Raw genomic sequence first — 19,947 nt, forward strand, 5'->3', positions numbered from 1 at the left:
TGTTAATTTATACAGTGTTTGATTTTGGCTTAACTTTGATTTTTTCTCAAGTATTTTTATTTATTGCAGCACACTACTCGGAAAATGCCTGTGTTTGTGATACAACTAGCGCAAATTTTCCAAACATTAAAAAAGTTATGCGCAACCTAGAAACAATTAAACAAGCAAGTTTGATCACCGCTATAAAAACACCTTATTTAACCAATGGTGAAATTGATCTTGCATGTTATGACGACCTTGTTGAACAGCAAATTGCAGCTGGTGTTGATGGCATTATTGTCGGTGGTACCACAGGTGAAGGGCAATTAATGAATTGGGAAGAACACTTAATGCTAATTGCTCACAGTGTTAGCAAATTCTCTGACCGTTTATTAATTGTCGGTAATACAGGTAGCAATAATACACGCGAAGCGATTAAAGCAACCGAGTATGGTTTTGCCACCGGTATGGATGCAGCGCTACAAATTAACCCTTATTATGGACGTACGTCGCTGGCGGGTGTGAAAGAGCACTTTAACCGTTTACTTGATATTGGTCCTGCGTTTATCTACAACGTAGCCGGTCGTACAGGCCAAGACTTAACACCCGATATCATTGAGCCACTCGCTAAGCACGAAAACTTTATCGGTGTAAAAGAGTGCGGTGGCAATGAGCGTATTGCTCATTATGAACAGCAAGGTATTGCTTGTTGGTCAGGTAACGACGATGAAGCGCATGATGCAAGACACATTCATAAAGCCCACGGTGTTATCTCGGTTACATCTAATATTATTCCAGGCTTATTCCGTCAGTTAATGGATGAGCAAAATGATGCACTTAATGCAAAACTACAGCCACTTATGGGCTGGTTATTCTGCGAGCCTAACCCAATTGCAATCAATACGGCACTTATGATGACAGGCGCGGTAAATCCTGTGTTCCGTCTTCCTTATGTACCACTAACAAGTGCTCAGCAAGAAATCGGTTTAGGTTACATTAACGAACTTGATGTTGCTGATATAGTAGGCGAAAAAGCACAACTTTTAACCGAAAAAGACGTTATTTTACGATAAAAATGAATGAGTGCTTAATTACGGCTGTAATTAAGCGCCATTGTTTTACTTTTTTGTAGCTAATAGGTAAAATTAGCAATCGTTTGGCGTTATAAGAATAATATTTGTGAAATTTGTTGTTGATAATTTGAGTTTATGGGTTGCACCCGAGCAACAAATAGCAGAATTAAGCCATCTCAATCTTGCTGACCTTGATTTAAGCTGGGTTGCACCGATGCAGCGCCGCCGCTTAAGCCCATTTATGAAAATGGCGCTTCATACTATGCATCAAGCGCAAGGTGAGTATCAGCAGCTAGCTGTTAATTTTTCATCGCGTCATGGCGACTTACCAAAAACATCGCAACTGTTACATTCACTTGTCGAACAAGAGCCTCTTTCTCCGACCGCATTTGGTTTGAGTGTACATAATGCTGCAACCGGATTATTTTCGATTATTGCAAAAAATAAAGCCCCGATGAATGCTATTGCTGGTGACCAAGACAGCATTATTTCAGCCATGATAGACGGTTTTGCGCGTGTTCATAGTGGTATTGAACAGCAGATTTTGATTGCTCATGCCGAAAGTGTATTACCAGATGAGTACTTACCATTTAGCGACGAGCAACAAATTGCTCATAGTGTATCGTTCGTATTATCAACAGCGCAGACCGGTAAGCCATATTTTGAATTAACGAAACTTCCTGAATTAGAACATACTCAAAGTGACTCGTGTTTACCACTGAGTTTGCAATTAGCAGCTGCTTTAACAAGCAAAGGATCACAATCGCTGCTTTCACATCAACAATCAGCTTGGATGCTACAGTACCATGGCGACTAACGTTTACATTAAGTTGAATAAAATTTGGCGGGTACTGGCAACCGGGTTTTGTTTTTCTGTATTTGGTTTTGGCGGTATTGTACTCACCTTGTTGGTTTTGCCTTTACAACGTTTATTTGAACCTTGCCAAGCGAAACGTAAGCAAAAAGCCCGTTTAACGGTTCACTATAGTTTTAAATTCTTTGTTGCCTTAATGCATTACACCGGTGCTATCCATTTCTCTGTGCAAGATAAACAGAAATTTCATGATCTTAAAGGGCAGTTAGTACTTGCCAATCATCCTTCATTAATTGATGTTGTGGTGCTGATATCTGTGATTAAAAATGCTGACTGCGTGGTCAAAGCACACCTATTTAAAAATCCATTTATGCGCGGTGTCATTAAAGGCACAGGTTATATTAGTAATGAAGACCCGCAAGAGTTACTTAATGATTGTGAAGCATCACTCGCTGCTGGAAATAACCTGATTATCTTTCCTGAAGGCACCCGCACAACCCCAGGTGAACAGTTAAAATTTAAGCGTGGCGCTGCGAATATTGCTGCGCGTTGTGAAGCCCCAATTACCTCAGTGCTGATTAGTATGAAACCCAGCACTTTGACCAAAGGCACACCATGGTATTGCGTTGCCGCAACAAAAGCGCATTTTGAGATGCGCTTTGCCACTGACCCATTTACGTTTAACGACACATTTAATAATGAACAACCCGCCATGCAAGCACGACAATTAACCCGTGATTTGCAACATTACTTTTCAGAGGAACTCAGGCACCTATGACTGAACTAAAGAACAAAATAAAACAATTAATCATTAGCAGCTTAGATCTTGAAGATATTACCGTGGATGATATTGAAAATGACCAACCTTTGTTTGTTGATGGTTTAGGCCTAGATAGCATCGATGCGCTTGAGCTTGGCTTAGCCATTAAAAAAGAGTTTAACGTTAAGATTGACGCAAACTCAGAACAAACAAAAGCCCATTTTGCATCGGTAGATGCATTGGCAGAATTTATTAACCAACACCAATCATAATACAGACTTAGAAGTAGGAATAAGCATGAAAACCGCTGCTGACATTTACAACGTTTTACAGGGCATTTTAGTAGATGAATTTGAGATCGATGCTGATGATATCAGCCTAGATGCGCACCTGTATCAAGACCTAGATCTTGATAGCATTGATGCTGTTGATTTAGTTGTAAAACTACGCGAAATCACTGGTAAGAAAATTGAGCCAGATGCATTTAAGCAAGTGCGTACTGTGCAAGATGTTGTAAACGAAGTAGAAAAGCTCGTTTCATAAACATTACTATGCTCAAAGCGATAACCACAACACTGCTCTTAGTATGCTTATCTTTATACCCATTTATTGTGTATTTTGGATTACAGCATATCTCATTAAGGCAAGTGAGCTTGGTATTGATGGTATTGTTAGGTTTAAGGCTTTTACTTAGCAAGAAGTTACTGACATCTATGCCATGGATAAAGCCAGCCTCTATTTTGGCTATTATCGCTTTAGCAACGACGCAGTTTTTTAACAGTGATCTGGGCTTAAAGCTTTACCCAGTCATTATAAATACAGTAATGGCCATAACCTTTGCTTATTCGTTGAAAAGTGGCCCAACAGTCATTGAAAGTTTTGCTCGAATTAAAGAGCCTGATCTTGATGAAAAAGGGGTTAATTACACGCGCCAAGTTACTAAAGTATGGTGCGCGTTTTTTATTATTAATGGCAGTATTGCGTTATACACTAGCCTATTTACTTCGTTACAGACATGGACTCTGTACAACGGATTAATAGCCTATATTTTGATAGCTCTCTTAGGCCTTGTGGAATGGCTTGTAAGACAAAAGGTTAAAAGTAATGGTAGCGAGTAACCTGAAATTTCACCCAGACGCTGCATTTGTTGTTGCAGGGCAGCCAATAACACAAACACAGTTTTTTGCTGATATTGCGGCTTATCAAAGTAAGCTTACAGCGCTTAAAGCTGGCAGCCATGTGGTGTTATTCCATCCTGATACTTACCAATTTGCAGTGCGCTTATTTGCCTTAGCGTGTAGTGGTCATAATGTCATTCTGCCACCTAATGGTCAGCATGAAACATTAAGCTTATTGCTTGCTCAGTCTGCTTTTTTTGCCGGCGATGCGACCAATATCAATGATGATGTGCTTTTTACTAACCTTGAGCAAAGTCTTGGTCACACGCCTTTGCAAACTAACCGTTTACAATGGCCAACAAACACAGCGGTTATATTTTATACTTCAGGCTCATCAGGACAATCTAAACCGATTGTGAAACCGTGGCGGGTATTAAATCGAGAGCTTGCAGTACTTTCAATGTCATTTGACTTACCCAGCCAATTTACGTTTTTAGCAACTGTTTCGCATCAGCATATTTACGGCTTATTATTTCGTTTACTTTGGCCGTTGGCGAAAGGCCATATAATTGATAGTGAACAAATTCAGTATCCTGAACATATTGCGCAAAGACTAAAAAATATTCGTTATGCAGCGCTCGTTTCAAGCCCTGCGCAACTTGGTCGTTTATGTGCTGATAATGTGTTAATTCCTGAACGCGACAAAATTAAGTGGTTATTTTCCTCTGGCGGACCACTCAACAATGAACATGCCGAAACTTTATTTAACCAGTTAGCTCGCCCAGCTACCCAAGTATTTGGTAGTACCGAAACCGGCGGTATTGCTTATCGACAAGTTACACAGGCGGCGGTTGATGTACCATGGCAGCCGTTTAATGGTAATTATTTATCGTTGAATCATGAAGGGCGCTTGATGCTAGATTCTGCGATTTTAGAGCAATCGAGTTTCCCGTTAGATGATAGAGCGCTTATTCATAAAAATGGTCAATTTAAACTGTTGGGCCGTATAGACAGAACGATAAAAATTGAAGAAAAACGTTTAAACCTTGATGAGCTTGAGAATTATCTGCAAAGCCATGACTGGGTAAAAGAAGCAAAAGTGGTGGTTATTCCAGCTAAGCGCGTGCAAATTGGTGCGGTGGTTGTACTCAGTGATGAGGCAAATAAAGAGCTTGAACAACAGGGTAAATTGGCAATTAACCGCGCTTTACAAGCACACCTCTCAAACCGCTTTGAACGTATTTGCTTACCACGTAAATGGCGCTACATCGATGCACTTCCTTTTAACAGCCAAGCTAAATTAAGTTTAAAAACATTGGAGCAGTATTTTGCCAAGCCTGAATAACGTGACCCCAGAGGTGGCCGTTTTATCACAAACAGAAACTAGCGTGAGTTTAGCGTTAACCATTGCGGCTGATTTAGATTATTTTCGCGGCCACTTTCCTAATGCACCAATTTTAGCAGGCGTAGTACAGCTGGATTGGGCTGTAAAATATGCTCAGCAATATTTGGGTTTTGGCAAACTAGTACAAGATTTAGAAGTGTTAAAGTTTCAGGTAGTAACAACCCCTGATATGACGGTAAACCTAACCCTTGAGCGCAATGCAAAAGGCAAATGTTTGTTTAGCTATCAATCAGAAAAAGGCCAGCATGCGTCTGGTCGAATTGTATTTTGTGATTAAGCCATGAACCAGTTTTGTATTGTTATTCCTAATTACAATCACACCCATGCTATCGCTGCAGTACTCGATGAGCTAAAAGAGCTACAGCTGCCGATAATCATGGTTGATGATGGCAGTGACGCTGATGCCAAACAAGTATTTGCAAAGCTTAACGCTAAGTACGATTTTTTAACCTTGATAAGCCATGCTCAAAATCAAGGTAAGGGTGGGGCAGTTCAAACTGGCTTGATGGCTGCCTATCAGCAAGGGTTTAGCCATGCCATTCAGGTTGATGCTGATGGCCAGCATTCGTTAGCAGATATTAGTAAGTTGATTGAACTGAGTAATGCATCACCTAACAAGGTGATCAGTGGTTGCCCAATTTATGACAGCTCCGTGCCTAAGCACCGTTATTTAAGTCGTTACATCACCCATTTTTGGGTTTGGGTAGAAACGCTCAGCTTTGATATTGTTGATTCAATGTGTGGTTTTCGGGTTTACCCCTTAGCAGCCGTTGAACAATTAATGGCTAAGCAAACGCTTGGCAAGCGCATGGACTTTGATATTGAAATTTTAGTCAGGCTTTATTGGCAAGGTGTTAAAGTCACGTTTTTGCCAACCCAGGTCATTTACCCTGAAAATGGCGTATCTCATTTTCGAGCCTTACACGATAACGTGGGAATTTCTTGGCTGCATACGCGTTTATTCTTTGGCATGTTGCTACGCTCACCTAAGCTACTTTGGCGTAAGGTGGCAGGCTAATGGCTGTAAAGCACTGGTCAAAAATGCAAGAACGTGGCAATCGCTTAGGCATGCAAATATTGCTCGTATGTTATCGCGTATTTGGTCGAAAAGGCCTGTGGTTGGTGTTGTTTCCGGTGGTGTTTTATTTGTTTTTAACAGGCAAAACTGCCCGCCAAGCGTCACATGCATTCTTAACCCAAGCGCGTAAAGTGAATGGCAATAGCAAAGCGGTTACTTGGCGAGATAGCTTTCGTCATTTTCGCTGCTTTGCTGACAGCGCCTTTGACAAAATTGATGCCTGGCTTGGACGAATTCAGCAACATAATATTCTTTACACCAACGAAGCGCTGTTTAAACAACTTGATGAGCAACAGCAAGGGGCTATTTTTATCGGCTCACACCTTGGTAACTTAGAGGTATGTAGAGCTCTTAGCCAACACCGAAACAGTAAAACGATTAATGTGTTGGTGTTTACGCATCATGCTGTTGAATTTAATAAATTACTGAAAAGTATTAATCCGGATGTTGCAGTAAACCTCATTCAAGTAACCGATCTTGGCCCTGATATGGCAATTATGCTCAAAGAAAAAGTCGAGCAGGGTGAAATTGTGGTGATTGTCGGTGATAGAACCAGTACCACAACCGCAGGAAGAGTTATTGAAGCTGACTTTTTAGGTAAGCCAGCCCCTTTTTCACAAGGGCCATTTATTTTAGCTGCGCTGTTAGATTGCCCGGTGTTTCATCTGTTTTGTTTAAAAGATAAAAAGCCCAATGGCGAAACATTTTACCGCGTGATTTTTGAAAAATACGCCGACAAACTCGTTTTACCGCGTAAAGCGAGGCAACAAACATTACAACAAATTGTTAGCGATTATGCGCAAAGGCTCAGTTTTTATGCTGCGGCCTATCCGTATCAATGGTTTAATTTTTATGATTTTTGGCAAAATGACGAGCAAGTGTCTCGTAGTCAAAACAAGGAGAACTAAGGTGTCAGAGCACTCGACTACCGTTTTTGGCCAACAGCGTTTATCAATCGAAGATATTGTTCATATTGCATTAGAGCAAGGTGCTGTTGCGTTAACATCAGACCGTCAATTTGCTAATAAAATAGACAGCGCCGTGGCCTTTTTAGATAAGTTGCTTGAAGACGATGGCGTGATATATGGTGTTACCACAGGTTATGGCGACTCAGTAACCGTAAAAGTGCCACTTGATTTAGTCAATGAGTTACCACTGCATCTTACTCGTTTTCATGGTTGTGGCCTTGGCGATGTGTTTAATCAAGCCCAAGGGCGCGCTATTTTAGCGACTCGTTTAACTTCGCTTTCACAAGGTTATTCTGGCGTTAGCTGGGAGATGTTGAATTTATTACGTGACTTTTTAAATCACAATATCGTACCGGTGATCCCACAAGAAGGGTCTGTAGGAGCCAGTGGTGATTTAACGCCACTTTCGTATGTAGCTGGTGCTATGGTTGGCGAGCGTGATGTGTATTACAAAGGCGAAATTAAAAACAGTCTAGAGGTGATGCAAGAACTTGGCTTACAGCCATTAAAGCTGCGCCCGAAAGAAGGGCTGGCAGTCATGAATGGCACTGCCGTGATGACAGCTTTGGCATGTCTTGCTTATGATAGAGCTGATTATCTAGTTAAATTGACCAGCCGTATAACAGCCCTTGCAAGCCTTGCATTAAAAGGTAACAGTCATCACTTTGATGATATTTTGTTTTCAGTGAAACCACATCCAGGGCAGCAGCAAGTAGCTGCATGGATCCGTGGAGACTTAAACCATGTAGAACACCCGCGTAATGCTGACCGCTTACAAGATAGGTATTCAATTCGCTGTGCTCCACATGTGATTGGTGTGCTGCAAGATAGTTTGCCGTGGTTTAGGCAAATGATTGAAAATGAACTAAATTCGGCAAATGATAATCCAATCATCGATGGTGAAGGTGAGCACGTACTGCATGGTGGTCACTTCTATGGCGGTCATATTGCAATGGTAATGGATAGCATGAAAACTGCTGTTGCTAATTTAGCTGACTTAGCAGACAGACAAATCGCATCCTTAGTTGATACGCGCTATAACAATGGTTTGCCTTCTAATTTATCGGCGAGTAATGATGAACGTCGTTACATTAACCATGGTTTTAAAGCGGTCCAAATTGGCGCCAGTGCATACACGGCTGAAGCCTTAAAACTGACCATGCCAGCAAGTGTGTTTTCTCGTTCAACCGAGTGTCACAACCAAGATAAAGTTAGCATGGGAACCATCGCTGCACGAGACTGTTTGCGTATATTGCAGCTAACTGAGCAAGTGGTTGCAAGTACGCTGCTTGCGAGTATTCAAGGTTTGCGTTTACGTATTAATAGCGGTGAGCTTGAATTTGCTAGTTTAACTAGTGATGTACAAAGTATGTATCAAGACATTAGCGAGTTTTTCCCGCTGCTTGATGAAGACCGTCCTCTAGAGGCGGTTCTTCGCTTTACGGTTGAGGCTATTCAAACAAAACGTTGGAGTTTATATGCATAGTAGAGGCTCGTTGCTGAGCACTCATGTTGAGATTGAAATTCCTTTTCATGATTGCGATCCAATGAATGTGGTATGGCATGGTAATTACCCGCGCTATTTAGAAGTCGCGCGCTGTGAATTACTGCGTTTGTTTGATTATGATTATGTGCAAATGCAAGAGTCTGGCTATGCATGGCCGATTATTGACATGCATATTAAGTACGTCGGCTCAGCTTTGTTCACACAAAAAATCCGCGTTGATGCGTATTTAAAAGAATATGAAACACGATTACGTATCGATTACGTAATCACTGATTGCGCTACAGGTAAAAAGTTAACCAAAGCAACGACTATCCAAGTTGCGGTTGATATAGAGAAAAAAGAAATGCAGTTTGTTTCGCCGCCTGTGCTACATGAAAAACTTCAAAAGGTGATTTAATGCGATTAAGCGTGTTGTTACTGAGTGTGCTAGTTCTTTTCCCTGTGATTGCATCAAGCGCGGTGACAGAGCAAGGCACATTTAGCCAAGAGAAGCATTTTAAAGGATTTAGTAAACCTTTTATTTCAACAGGTTCGTTTGAACTTACTGAAGATGGCCTCACTTGGCAGGTTGAATCTCCGGTTAAAAGCACGCTATTAATCAAGCAAGGGCAAGTATATACCCTTAACGATCAAGATGAGCCGCAGCTACAAAAAGGCGCTGAGCCTTACGTTAATTTACTGCAAGCGATTTTAAAGCATGATGAAGTGGCACTTGCTGAGCAATTTTCGATGACAGATCATGCAGAATCCGGTTGTCAGACTTTATTGCCTAAAGATGACTTGCTAAAACAGCTATTTAGTCAGTTCGAATTATGTGTAGCAGCAGAGCAAGTGAGCCGTGTGCGTCTGCAAGAAGCAAATGGTAACTTTACGGTATTACGCTTTGCGTATCCTCACAATGAGCAAAAACAGTGAAAGCATGGGGCCTAACGCTCGCTTGGCTGAGCCTATTAGTTAGCGCCTTAGTGGTTGTTTTTATTCTAAAACAGCCTACGTTGAATAATGATATTTTGGCTTTGTTGCCAAAGTCAGAACCGCGTTTACAGCAAGTCGAAGAACACTTTTTTGCGGCTAATAAACAGCAGTTGAGCTTTTCTTTTCGTGGTGAAAATGCAGTAAAGGCTTATGATGATTTACATCAGTGGCTTTCTAGCAAACATATTGAGCCTCGTTTTAAGTTACCAGAAATATCCCAGTTGGCAGCATTTTACGGTCAGTACGCAGGGCATTTAGTTTCCGAGGAATATAAGCAAGCGATTGGCGATGCTAATCGCTTTCAACAGTATTACTTTAGTCAGTTGAGTAAAGTCGCAGATCCTTTTGTTTCAAGTACTATCAACCAAGACCCTACGCTTGCCACAGCGGGGTTCTTATCTGAGGCTATGGCACACATGCAGCAATTTGAGCTGCAAGATGGCCGAATTAACATTAGCTATCAAGGTGATGAGTATTTAATGTTATTCGTGCAAAGTGCTGACAATGCCTTTTCAATAAATCAATCAATAGCTTTAAGCAATGAGATAGTTGCCTATATCGCTGAGCTTGAAAGCCGCTATCCCGATACACAAATTCGCTATGCTGGTGCTTTATTTCATACCGCAGCAAATGCGCAGCAAGCCAAATTTGAAATGACCTTGTTTGGTTCGGTGAGCTTGCTGGCACTTATTGTGATGGTGGTATGGGTGTTTCGCTCGATAAATGCATTGTGGCTGGCCTCTGTAACCGTGATAAGCGCCGCTATTGGCGGCACCATTGCGCTGATCAGTATTTTTAGTCAAGTCCATGTATTAACCATGGTGTTTGCCGTGACGCTGATTGGTATTGCCATTGATTATGCATTTCATGGCATGCTTGATTTAACCGAGCAGTCACAAGGTTTTAGCCAAGGGCTCAAACTGGCACTGTTGTTGTCGTTACTAACCACCACACTCGGTTACGCGAGTTTGTTTTTCTCACCGGTGCAGTTACTCAGTCAAGTGGGCGTGTTTGTTGTTGCAGGGCTAGTTACAGCTTGGCTCTGCACACGTATTTTATTGCCTTATTGGCAAGCTGGTTTAACCATTAACACTGCTGCGCATCAGTTAGCAAGCATGTTAAGTGGTTATTTAAAACGCTTAACGCATTATCGCGTCGCACTCAGTATGCTGATGCTAGTGTTTCTGAGTGCTTTTGCTTTACTAAAACCCCCTGTGATAAATGATGATGTAAAGCTGTTAAATGCAAGTCCTGCTGACTTAATGCAAAACGAAGCTTTGCATATGTCTTTATTAGGTAAAGATAATGGCCAAATCATGATTTTATTTGCCGATAATGCGCAGCAGTTATTAGTACAACAAGAAGCAGTAAAAGCAACTATACTCGGCCTTAATGGCACTGCAGTGATGCTTAGTGACTTAGTGCCTAGTAAACAATTGCAACAGCAAAACTATGAGCAGTTGCATTCAGCCCAGCAAGCTATGAGTGTAGTTAGCCAAATGACAGGGATGCCTGTTGAGCTCTCAACATCAATGCTTGATCTAAACGCGGCACTTAATTCACCGTTAGCGCCGTTAATCGCTAACCAAGTGATCTCAAACAATACACTAACCGCAAGCTGGTTTATGGTAACCGGTGTAAATAAATCCGAGCTGATGGATTTAGCCAACGCTGACCCAGATTTAATTGTTTACGATAAAGTCGCGATGATAAGCGAAGGTTTAAGTCATTACTCAAATTCGTTACTGGTGACACTGGCCATTGCGATGACCTTTGCGTTACTACTCTTTAGCGTTAAATTTGGTTTTAAAACGGCGTGTAAACAAACGTTAGTACTTGTACTAACTACCGCAGCTGTACTGCTACTATGCAGTGCGCTGCAATCTCAGTTATCGATTTTTAATTTGTTAGGCTGTTTATTGATATTAGCGTTGGCAATCGATTACTTGGTGTTTTATCAAGTCAATAATTTAAGCCCGAGCAATGTACTCGCAATTAGTTTGTCAGCGGCATCATCGATGTGGGTATTTGGCATGTTGGCCGTTTCGAAAACACCGGCCATTTTCAGTTTCGGATTAACGGTATTAGTGGGGCTAGTTTGTATCTATATCCTGGCGCCGCTCAGTATTGCATTACCTAAAAATAAGGAAAAATAATAGGTGAATAATCAAGTTCAACAGGCTGATGTTGTTATTATTGGTGCGGGCCCTTCAGGTGCCGTGGCTGCCAGTTTACTGATGAAAAAAGGTTGGCATGTAGTGGTGTTAGAGCAGCAAACCTTTCCTCGTTTTTCGATTGGTGAAAGCTTATTACCCCAGTGCATGAGCTTTTTAGCAGAAGCAGGCCTTGAGCAAGCGGTGCAAGCACAGGCACAATCACTTGGTTTTCAGTTTAAAAATGGTGCGGCGTTTCAGCGTCGTGGCGACCACACCACAATCGATTTTACCGAGAAATTTAGCGAAGGCCCTGGCACGACTTTTCAGGTAAAACGCGCTGACTTTGATAAATGCTTAGCCGATGGTGCCATGCAGCAAGGGGCTGAAATACGTTACCAACATAGCGTGTTAGCGTTCACCGATTGTGAGGATGGCGCTTTACTTGATGTTACGGATGAAAACCAGCAAGGCTATCAAATTAAAGGGCGTTTTGTACTTGATGCCAGTGGTTTTGGCAGGGTATTACCTCGCTTACTTGATTTAGAGTCAGCATCAAATTTCCCTGTACGTTGGGCTTTTTTCAGCCATTTTAAAGATAATATTAGCGATCCCCAGTTTGACCGCGAAAAAATCTTAATTAATGTTCATCCAGAGCATAAAGATATTTGGTATTGGCTGATCCCATTTAGTGATGGTACGGCAAGCATTGGTGTTGTTGGTAAACCAGAGCAGCTTGAGGATAAACAACCACTCGCTGGTTTAAATGAATTTATTGAACAAGATAGCTATTTAAGTGAGTTATTAGCCAATCGAGAAGCTATTGGTGAAGCGCGTGCTATCAAAGGCTATTCGGCTAATGTGTCGAGCTTGTATGGTGAGCATTTTGCACTACTTGGTAATGCTGGTGAGTTTTTAGATCCGGTATTTTCATCTGGGGTGACGATTGCATTAAAATCAGCCTCATTGGTCGCTCCTTTAGTTGATAGCTACTTACGTGGTGAGCAAGTTGATTTCAAAAACGATTACAGTGAGCCTTTGCAACAAGGGGTTAATTGCTTTAGAACCTACGTCAGTGCTTGGTATGATGGCTCATTTCAGGACGTGATTTTTTACAGTGAGAAAAACCAACAAGTGCGCGAGATGATCAGTGCTATTCTTGCTGGTTATGCATGGGATTTACAAAACCCATTTGTAAAACAAAGCAACAAACGCTTAAATACACTGGTTGAATTATGTCGCGACTAACACGCTCTTTGCTCTTATCTTTGAGCATATTAGTGGCAAGTTGTGCCAGTGAATTTGCAGTAAAAACGGGCGTTGATTTAGCGCCAAATGCAGGGATTTATTTGCTTGACCCACCGCCGTCATTAGTTGCCGATAATTGGCAGCAAGTACTTGAAGTACACCATGGCGATGAGCAGCATACATTACTAGCGCAGCTGAGTTTAAACAGTGAAACGGGTATTAACTTGGCTGTTATGACGGCTCAAGGTATGCCAATCTTTCAGTTAGAAAAAGCGCCACTAGGGCCGATTAAAAGCGAAAAAATGCTCCCTATCAACGCGGTTGATCCTCGCTATATTCTTGCTGATATCATGCTAGTACACTGGCCGGTTACTGTGCTGAACTCGCAACTTTATGGTTTGAACTTGGTTGAACAAGGCTCGACACGGCGTTTATATCAAGGTGAACAGTTAATTAGTGAAATTCGCTATTTAGACGGTGCAACAGAACTTGTAAACTTTCAGCGGGATTACAAAATTAAATTTCAAAGGGTTAATTGATTATGCCATTTTGGCTTAACGACTTAGGTATTGTTAGTGCATTGGGGGTTGGTCATCAACAAACAATGCAAAGTATCAGCTTACAACCTAAACAAACACTCACAGAGGTGACGTCGCTTGCATTTGAGCAGCGCCCAACCTTTGTGGGTTTGGTTAATGAACTGCCATTAACAGCATCAATGCGATTTTATCAGCTAATCGATTTAGCGCTGGCGCAACTTGCTGACACATTAGCAAACATAGACATTCCGAGCAGCCGTATTGCTGTGGTGATTGGTACCAGTACTGCTGCAATTCAAGAAGGTGAAAGAGGCCGAATTGCCCATGCAGCTGAGGGAAAGTGGCCAGAGGAATTTGATTATTACGACCAAGCGCTCGTCGCACCCGCCAATTATATTGCCAAAAAACTCGCTGCGAAGGGGCCAAGTTACAGTATTTCAACTGCGTGTAGTTCAAGTGCCAAGGCGCTTATTAGTGCGCGCGCCTTACTCAGTGCCGATTTAGCCGATGTGGTAATTTGTGGTGGGGTAGATAGCTTGTGCCAACTCACTATCAATGGCTTTGATTCATTATCATCTATTAGCGATGAAATTTGTAAGCCGTTTAGCAGCGACAGAGCAGGCATCAATATTGGTGAAGCCGCAGCGTTATTTGTTATGAGTAAAGAGCAGCACACAAAACAAAGTATTGCTTTTTTAGGTGGTGGAGAAAGCTCCGACGCCCACCATATTTCAGCCCCGATTGCAGATGGTTCTGGCGCAATCGCAGCTATGACAATGGCATTGCAAGACGCGAATTTAACGCCTTCAGATATCGACTACATTAATGCCCATGGAACAGCCACACCGCAAAATGATGCGATGGAATCTCTGGCAATCAGTGAGGTATTTGGCAAAGATACTAAAGTGAGCTCTTCTAAGCATTTGACCGGCCACACCTTAGGCGCTGCAGGTGCCTTAGAAGCTGGATTATGTTGGCTCTATTTGGCTTACCCAGAATTTAATCAATTAGTATGCAATCAGGTTATAAAAGACGAATCATTGGCTGAAATTGGTTTAATAACACAACCAGAAACGGCAGAAATTAACACTTGTTTATCAAATTCGTTTGCCTTTGGTGGCAATAATGTCAGTGTAGTACTAGGACATCTAAATGAATCACTATAAAATTGAGCAAGTAGTCCCTCATAGCGAACCAATGATATTGCTCAATCGCCTATCCAATTTCAGCGAAGAGTCAGGTTGCTGTGAAGTGGATATTAGTTCACACAGCCCGTTTTATGACGAGAGCTTAAATGGCGTTGCCAGTTATATTGGCTGTGAATATATGGCGCAAACTATCGCAGCGTATGCTGGTGCGCTAGCAAAAGACAAAGGAAATGAAGTACAAATTGGTTTTTTAATTGGTACACGCAAATATAAAACCTATGCACCGGTATTTAAAAACGAGCAAACGCTTAAAGTCTCGGTGACAAAATTATATCAAGAAGAATCAGGGTTAAGCGTATTTGAGTGTCAAATACATAGCGATGAAACATGCTTAGCAGAAGCAAAAATTAATGTGTTTCAACCACAAGACCCAATGCAGTTTATAAGAGAAAATCAATGACAAAACGTATTTTAGTCACCGGCTCAAGCCGTGGTATTGGCAAAGCAATCGCACTTAGATTAGCTAACGATGGCTTTGATATTGCTGTTCATTGTCGCAGTGGTGTGGCTGAAGCAGAGCAAACCTGTGAAGAAATCAGTGCGCTTGGTCGTCATGCTAGCTTATTGCAATTTGATGTTTGCGATAGAGAGCTTGCAAAACAACAAATTGAAGCTGATATTGCCGAGCACGGTGCGTATTATGGGGTGATCTGTAATGCAGGTATCACGAATGATATGGCGTTCCCAGCGATGCAAGGTGATGATTGGGATAAAGTGATCCGTACTGGCCTTGACGGTTTTTATAATGTGGTTCATCCAACGGTGATGCCAATGGTGCAAGGTCGTAAAGGTGGCCGTATTGTCACTATGGCGTCAGTGTCAGGGATTGCCGGTAATCGCGGGCAAGTTAACTACAGTGCCGCTAAAGCGGGCATTATTGGTGCGACCAAAGCGCTTTCGCTTGAGCTTGCAAAACGTAAGATCACCGTTAACTGCGTGGCACCTGGCTTAATCGAAACTGAAATGACAGACGATTTACCGGTTGATGAAATGCTAAAAATGATCCCATTAAAACGTATGGGGTCAGTTAGTGAAGTCGCGGGTACTGTGTCGTTTTTGTGTTCCGATGACGCCGCGTATATCACCCGCCAAGTTATTTCTGTGAATGGCGGTATGGTGTAATGAAGCGCGTTGTTGTTACAGGCATGTCTGCCATTACTGCATTAGGTGATACCTGGGGTGAATTTAAAACCGCTTTGCAAAAAGGTGAAAATGCCGTTCAGTACATGACTGACTGGGATGTGGCGCCAGAATTAAACACTCGACTAGCAGCACCTGTTACTCATTTTACTAAACCAAGCCACTATAAGCGTAAACAAGTTCGCTCAATGGGACGTGTTGCTATGATGTCGACCCGTACTACAGAGCTTGCTTTAGAAGAAGCCGGGCTATTAGAGCACTCAAGTCTAACCGACGGCTCTACAGGCATTGCTTTTGGCTCATCTACGGGGTCAACGCCACCATTATTGGCTTTTGCAAAAATGATGGAAACAGGCGAAATGACAGGCGTAACGGCCACCAGTTACATCCAGATGATGGCGCATACAGCGCCTGTGAATGTGGGTGTCTTTTTTGGCTTAAAAGGTCGGGTGATCACTACCAGCTCTGCGTGCACATCAGGCTCGCAAGGTATTGGTTATGCTTATGAAGCGATTAAGTATGGTCGCCAAAAAGCCATGGTGGCTGGTGGCGCAGAAGAGTTATGCATCACAGAAGCTGCGGTATTTGACACCTTATACGCGACCAGCACAAAAAATGATGCTGCGAAAAGCTCGCCACGACCATTTGATCAAAATCGCGATGGTCTGGTTATTGGTGAAGGTGCGGGCACACTCATTTTAGAAGAGTATGAGCATGCCCTAGCCCGTGGAGCGACCATTTATGCGGAGCTCGTCGGTTTTGGTTGTAACTCAGATGGTCAACATGTGACGCAACCTACCGCAGAAACTATGCAAGTGGCTATCGAAATGGCCCTTAATGATGCACAGCTTACTGCTGACCAAATTGGCTATGTGAATGCTCATGGTACGTCAACAGATCGGGGTGATATTGCGGAGTCTCTGGCGACTTTCAATGCCCTTGGCAAGAAACCTATTAGCTCATTAAAGAGTTATTTAGGTCATACCTTAGGAGCGTGTGGCGCCATTGAGGCATGGGCAAGTATCAATATGATGAATGATGGTTGGTTTGCACCTACTATCAATTTAACGGATGTCGATCCTGAGTGTGCTGATTTAGACTATATCAAGGGCAATGGCCGTGAAATGCAAACAGATTACATTATGAGTAATAACTTTGCGTTTGGTGGCATCAATACCTCGTTAATTTTTAAAAAGTGGCAAGCATGATCAAGCGCTGCATCATAAGTATTTTATTTATTCTAACTTTTAATGCTTATGCTGCAGAAGACAGTGTAGAAAAGGGCACTGCAAAAATGGAGTTCGGTGCAGGCCTTTTTTATGCAGATATCCCGCATTATTTAGGTTCAGATGAAAGTGAGCAATACCTATTGCCTGTGCCTTATTTTCGTTATCAAAGTGATAAAATGGCCATCGACCGTAATAACTTCACTGGCTTTTTGTGGCAACAAGAAAATCTCCATTTAGATTTATCTGCCAACGTAGGTCTTGCAGTTGACAGTGAAGACAACAAAGCCCGAGAAGGTATGGATGATCTAGATTGGGTATTTGAATTAGGGCCTTCACTTAATTACTACCTAATAGGTGAACCAAACGCTAAACAGCATTTGTATTTAAGCCTGTTTGCACGCAAAGCCATTGCGACAGATTTCTCAGGTATTGATGATATTGGCTGGCGTTATGGGCCAAGTGTGTATTATCGAGTGCCGATCATCGAACAGGCGGATTCACAATTTTCATTAGCGTTTCGTGGCAATATCAACTTTGCTAGCGACAAATACCTTGATTACTACTATGGAGTGAGTGACTTACATAGCAATGAAACTCGCCAAGCATACTCAAGTCGTTCAGGTTTTTCTGGCGCTGATGTATCAATTGGGGTACATTTTGACACACCAAAGTATTGGTTAGGTGGTTTTGTTAAATATCATCACCTTGCTAACAGTCAACAAGATGCAAGCCCACTCGTTAAGCAAGATTATAATGTTTCGGTTGGTTTTGGTGTTGCATGGAAATTTTATAGAAGGAATTTTTAAATGAAGTTATTGACCCTTGCCTGTGTTTTAGCAGCTTGTTTGTTTTCAACAAACAGTTTTGCACGTGATGATTTACAAACGCTACCTGTACAAGCATTACTTGAAACTACCAAAGCGAAACAAGCGCTGTTAGATGTTCCGCTGTATTTTGCTGATCAAAGTCATAACAGCATTAAAACCAATTATGGTGAAGTGATCACCAATAAGAAAACCAACGCATTTAATAAAACTGACCGAGAAGCGTGTGAGTGGGTAATGCTGAGTGCTTTAAAAGCATTACAAGAGCGTGCTGTTCGTGAAGGCATGAATGCAGTTGTAAATATTCAATCGTACTACAAAAAACGTGAGTTCGTTAGCCAAACCGAATATCAATGTGGTGCGGGCACATTTGTTGCTGGCGTGGCATTAAAAGGCACTTTAGTTAAGTTATAACTAACTAAAGTCATTTTTTTTCTGTATAATTTGCGACCCTTGATATGATGGCCGCAGGTTATACAGCATGAATTTTAAATCATTTAGTTTTTCTTCTGAGCTTTTACAGGCATTAGAAGAGCTTAATTTCGAAACGCTTACTCCCGTTCAACGTAGTGCAATTCCTGCGGTAAGAAAAGGCAAAGACGTACTTGTTAGTGCGCAAACAGGCACGGGTAAAACCGCTGCATTTGCTTTACCACTTATCCAAAAATTATCAGAATCAGCGGTTAGTGAAAATAATGCACCAAGTGCATTAGTGCTTGCACCTACCCGCGAGTTAGCTGAGCAAATCGCCAATAATTTTAAAGCGTTTGCAAAATACACCGAACTCAAAACAGTGTGTTTGTTTGGTGGTATTAATCTAGCGGGTCAAGCTAACGATTTGAAAGCAGGTGTCGATATCGTAGTTGCAACGCCAGGGCGCTTACTTGATCATCTTCGTTTAGGTAACATCAGCTTAGCCAATGTTAAGCATTTAGTGCTTGATGAAGCTGACCGTATGCTAGACATGGGCTTTATCAGCGATATGCAAACCGTTATTAATGGCTGTGATGAAGCGCGTCAAATCTTATTGTTCTCTGCCACTTTCCCGGCGGCAATTAAACAATTTGCGAGTAAAGTACTAAAGCAGCCTGAAATTATTCGTGTAGATCAAACCAACAGTACCGCAGAAACAGTGCAACACGTTGTTTATCCAGTTGAAGAGCGCCGTAAGCAAGAGCTTTTATCTGAATTGATAGGTAAGAAAAACTGGCAGCAGGTACTTGTTTTCGTAAACATGAAAGAAACTGCCGATGAGCTTGTAAAAGAGCTTAACCTTGATGGTATTCCTGCTGTTGTTTGTCATGGTGATAAAACCCAAGGTAACCGCCGCCGCGCTTTACGCGAGTTTAAAGAAGGTAAAGTTCGCGTGCTGGTCGCAACTGAAGTAGCTGCTCGTGGTATTGATATTGAAGGGTTGCCACGTGTGATCAACATCGATCTACCTTGGCTTGCAGAAGACTACGTGCATCGTATCGGCCGTACAGGTCGTGCTGGTAAGCCGGGTCAAGCAATTTCGTTTGTCAGCCGTGAAGAAGAAAACACTTTATTCGATATCGAAAAGCTAATCGGACAGCGCATCAAGCGTGTTGTTTTACCAGGTTACGAAGTAAGCAGCCGTGAAGTACTGATTGATAAAATTGGTAAGAAGCCGTCGCACTTACGTCGTAGCCGTACAAATAAGGCTTCGGGTCAGGCAACGGGTGAAGCGCGTGCAAAGAACCGTTCACGAATCGCAAATGTTCGCAAATCTTTGAAAGGCAATAAATTAAGCCTTAAAAAGTAATAGGTTTCGATAACAAACGTATGAAAAGCCCCATTGCTGTTTGGCAATGGGGCTTTTTTGGCTCTTTTATTAGTACAAATGGAGTATTTTGTTAAATTTTATGACACAAAACTGAAAATTAGATTAACAAATGTACCTTACTGAAT

At 42.0% G+C, this 19,947-nt stretch carries 23 protein-coding genes; all 23 read left to right on the forward strand.

Annotated elements, in window-relative coordinates:
• Positions 1-137: 137 nt before the first annotated feature.
• On the forward strand, positions 138-1,052 hold the full coding sequence (gene dapA / locus WA256_RS06730) for a 4-hydroxy-tetrahydrodipicolinate synthase (protein WP_054562639.1): 915 nt from the start codon (positions 138-140) through the stop codon (positions 1,050-1,052).
• 106 nt (positions 1,053-1,158) lie between these two features.
• Positions 1,159-1,869: a beta-ketoacyl synthase chain length factor gene (locus WA256_RS06735; protein WP_335990021.1), complete on the forward strand. Its 711-nt coding sequence runs from the start codon at positions 1,159-1,161 to the stop codon at positions 1,867-1,869.
• Positions 1,859-2,644 carry a lysophospholipid acyltransferase family protein gene (locus tag WA256_RS06740; RefSeq protein WP_062565723.1) on the forward strand — a complete coding sequence of 262 codons (786 nt, stop codon included), beginning with the start codon at positions 1,859-1,861 and terminating at the stop codon, positions 2,642-2,644. Before WA256_RS06735 ends, WA256_RS06740 begins: the two co-directional genes overlap by 11 nt.
• Complete coding sequence (locus tag WA256_RS06745) at positions 2,641-2,898, forward strand: phosphopantetheine-binding protein (protein WP_054554555.1); 258 nt, start codon at positions 2,641-2,643, stop codon at positions 2,896-2,898. The genes WA256_RS06740 and WA256_RS06745 overlap by 4 nt, the downstream gene beginning before the upstream one ends.
• 25 nt (positions 2,899-2,923) lie before the next feature.
• The gene (locus tag WA256_RS06750; RefSeq protein WP_054554554.1) at positions 2,924-3,169 is read left to right on the forward strand and encodes an acyl carrier protein; all 246 of its coding nucleotides are present in this window, start codon (positions 2,924-2,926) and stop codon (positions 3,167-3,169) included.
• Between the two features lie 8 nt (positions 3,170-3,177).
• Positions 3,178-3,744, forward strand: a complete 567-nt coding sequence (locus WA256_RS06755; protein WP_054562420.1) for a hypothetical protein — start codon at positions 3,178-3,180, stop codon at positions 3,742-3,744.
• Positions 3,731-5,089: a class I adenylate-forming enzyme family protein gene (locus WA256_RS06760; RefSeq protein WP_335990030.1), complete on the forward strand. Its 1,359-nt coding sequence runs from the start codon at positions 3,731-3,733 to the stop codon at positions 5,087-5,089. Before WA256_RS06755 ends, WA256_RS06760 begins: the two co-directional genes overlap by 14 nt.
• Positions 5,073-5,426, forward strand: a complete 354-nt coding sequence (locus WA256_RS06765; protein WP_335990033.1) for an ApeI family dehydratase — start codon at positions 5,073-5,075, stop codon at positions 5,424-5,426. The genes WA256_RS06760 and WA256_RS06765 overlap by 17 nt, the downstream gene beginning before the upstream one ends.
• A gap of 3 nt (positions 5,427-5,429) precedes the next feature.
• Positions 5,430-6,167: a glycosyltransferase family 2 protein gene (locus WA256_RS06770; protein WP_335990038.1), complete on the forward strand. Its 738-nt coding sequence runs from the start codon at positions 5,430-5,432 to the stop codon at positions 6,165-6,167.
• A complete protein-coding gene (locus WA256_RS06775; protein ID WP_335990041.1) occupies positions 6,167-7,135 on the forward strand; it encodes an LpxL/LpxP family acyltransferase in 969 nt (322 codons plus the stop codon). The genes WA256_RS06770 and WA256_RS06775 overlap by 1 nt, the downstream gene beginning before the upstream one ends.
• A gap of 1 nt (position 7,136) precedes the next feature.
• The gene (locus WA256_RS06780) at positions 7,137-8,681 is read left to right on the forward strand and encodes an HAL/PAL/TAL family ammonia-lyase (protein ID WP_332393334.1); all 1,545 of its coding nucleotides are present in this window, start codon (positions 7,137-7,139) and stop codon (positions 8,679-8,681) included.
• Entirely contained in the window at positions 8,674-9,099 is a 426-nt protein-coding gene (locus WA256_RS06785; protein ID WP_054554548.1) for an acyl-CoA thioesterase, read from the forward strand. The genes WA256_RS06780 and WA256_RS06785 overlap by 8 nt, the downstream gene beginning before the upstream one ends.
• Complete coding sequence (locus WA256_RS06790; protein ID WP_335990047.1) at positions 9,099-9,617, forward strand: outer membrane lipoprotein carrier protein LolA; 519 nt, start codon at positions 9,099-9,101, stop codon at positions 9,615-9,617. The genes WA256_RS06785 and WA256_RS06790 overlap by 1 nt, the downstream gene beginning before the upstream one ends.
• Entirely contained in the window at positions 9,614-11,833 is a 2,220-nt protein-coding gene (locus WA256_RS06795; protein WP_335990050.1) for an MMPL family transporter, read from the forward strand. The genes WA256_RS06790 and WA256_RS06795 overlap by 4 nt, the downstream gene beginning before the upstream one ends.
• A gap of 3 nt (positions 11,834-11,836) precedes the next feature.
• A complete protein-coding gene (locus tag WA256_RS06800) occupies positions 11,837-13,078 on the forward strand; it encodes an NAD(P)/FAD-dependent oxidoreductase (RefSeq protein WP_335990052.1) in 1,242 nt (413 codons plus the stop codon).
• The gene (locus WA256_RS06805) at positions 13,066-13,617 is read left to right on the forward strand and encodes a DUF3261 domain-containing protein (protein WP_063527232.1); all 552 of its coding nucleotides are present in this window, start codon (positions 13,066-13,068) and stop codon (positions 13,615-13,617) included. The genes WA256_RS06800 and WA256_RS06805 overlap by 13 nt, the downstream gene beginning before the upstream one ends.
• A gap of 2 nt (positions 13,618-13,619) precedes the next feature.
• Entirely contained in the window at positions 13,620-14,783 is a 1,164-nt protein-coding gene (locus WA256_RS06810) for a beta-ketoacyl-ACP synthase (RefSeq protein ID WP_335990056.1), read from the forward strand.
• Positions 14,770-15,225, forward strand: coding sequence for a hotdog family protein (locus WA256_RS06815; RefSeq protein ID WP_335990058.1), 456 nt, complete (start codon positions 14,770-14,772; stop codon positions 15,223-15,225). The genes WA256_RS06810 and WA256_RS06815 overlap by 14 nt, the downstream gene beginning before the upstream one ends.
• A complete protein-coding gene (fabG, locus tag WA256_RS06820; protein WP_054562409.1) occupies positions 15,222-15,947 on the forward strand; it encodes a 3-oxoacyl-ACP reductase FabG in 726 nt (241 codons plus the stop codon). Before WA256_RS06815 ends, fabG begins: the two co-directional genes overlap by 4 nt.
• Complete coding sequence (locus WA256_RS06825) at positions 15,947-17,173, forward strand: beta-ketoacyl-ACP synthase (RefSeq protein ID WP_335990062.1); 1,227 nt, start codon at positions 15,947-15,949, stop codon at positions 17,171-17,173. The genes fabG and WA256_RS06825 overlap by 1 nt, the downstream gene beginning before the upstream one ends.
• Entirely contained in the window at positions 17,170-18,000 is an 831-nt protein-coding gene (locus tag WA256_RS06830; protein ID WP_335990064.1) for a MipA/OmpV family protein, read from the forward strand. Before WA256_RS06825 ends, WA256_RS06830 begins: the two co-directional genes overlap by 4 nt.
• Positions 18,001-18,432, forward strand: coding sequence for an excinuclease ABC subunit A (locus WA256_RS06835; protein WP_335990066.1), 432 nt, complete (start codon positions 18,001-18,003; stop codon positions 18,430-18,432).
• Between the two features lie 67 nt (positions 18,433-18,499).
• The gene (locus WA256_RS06840) at positions 18,500-19,801 is read left to right on the forward strand and encodes a DEAD/DEAH box helicase (RefSeq protein ID WP_062565709.1); all 1,302 of its coding nucleotides are present in this window, start codon (positions 18,500-18,502) and stop codon (positions 19,799-19,801) included.
• Positions 19,802-19,947 lie beyond the last annotated feature (146 nt).

This window comes from Pseudoalteromonas sp. CH_XMU1449-3 (assembly GCF_037027245.1).
In the GTDB taxonomy this organism is placed as follows: domain Bacteria; phylum Pseudomonadota; class Gammaproteobacteria; order Enterobacterales; family Alteromonadaceae; genus Pseudoalteromonas; species Pseudoalteromonas shioyasakiensis.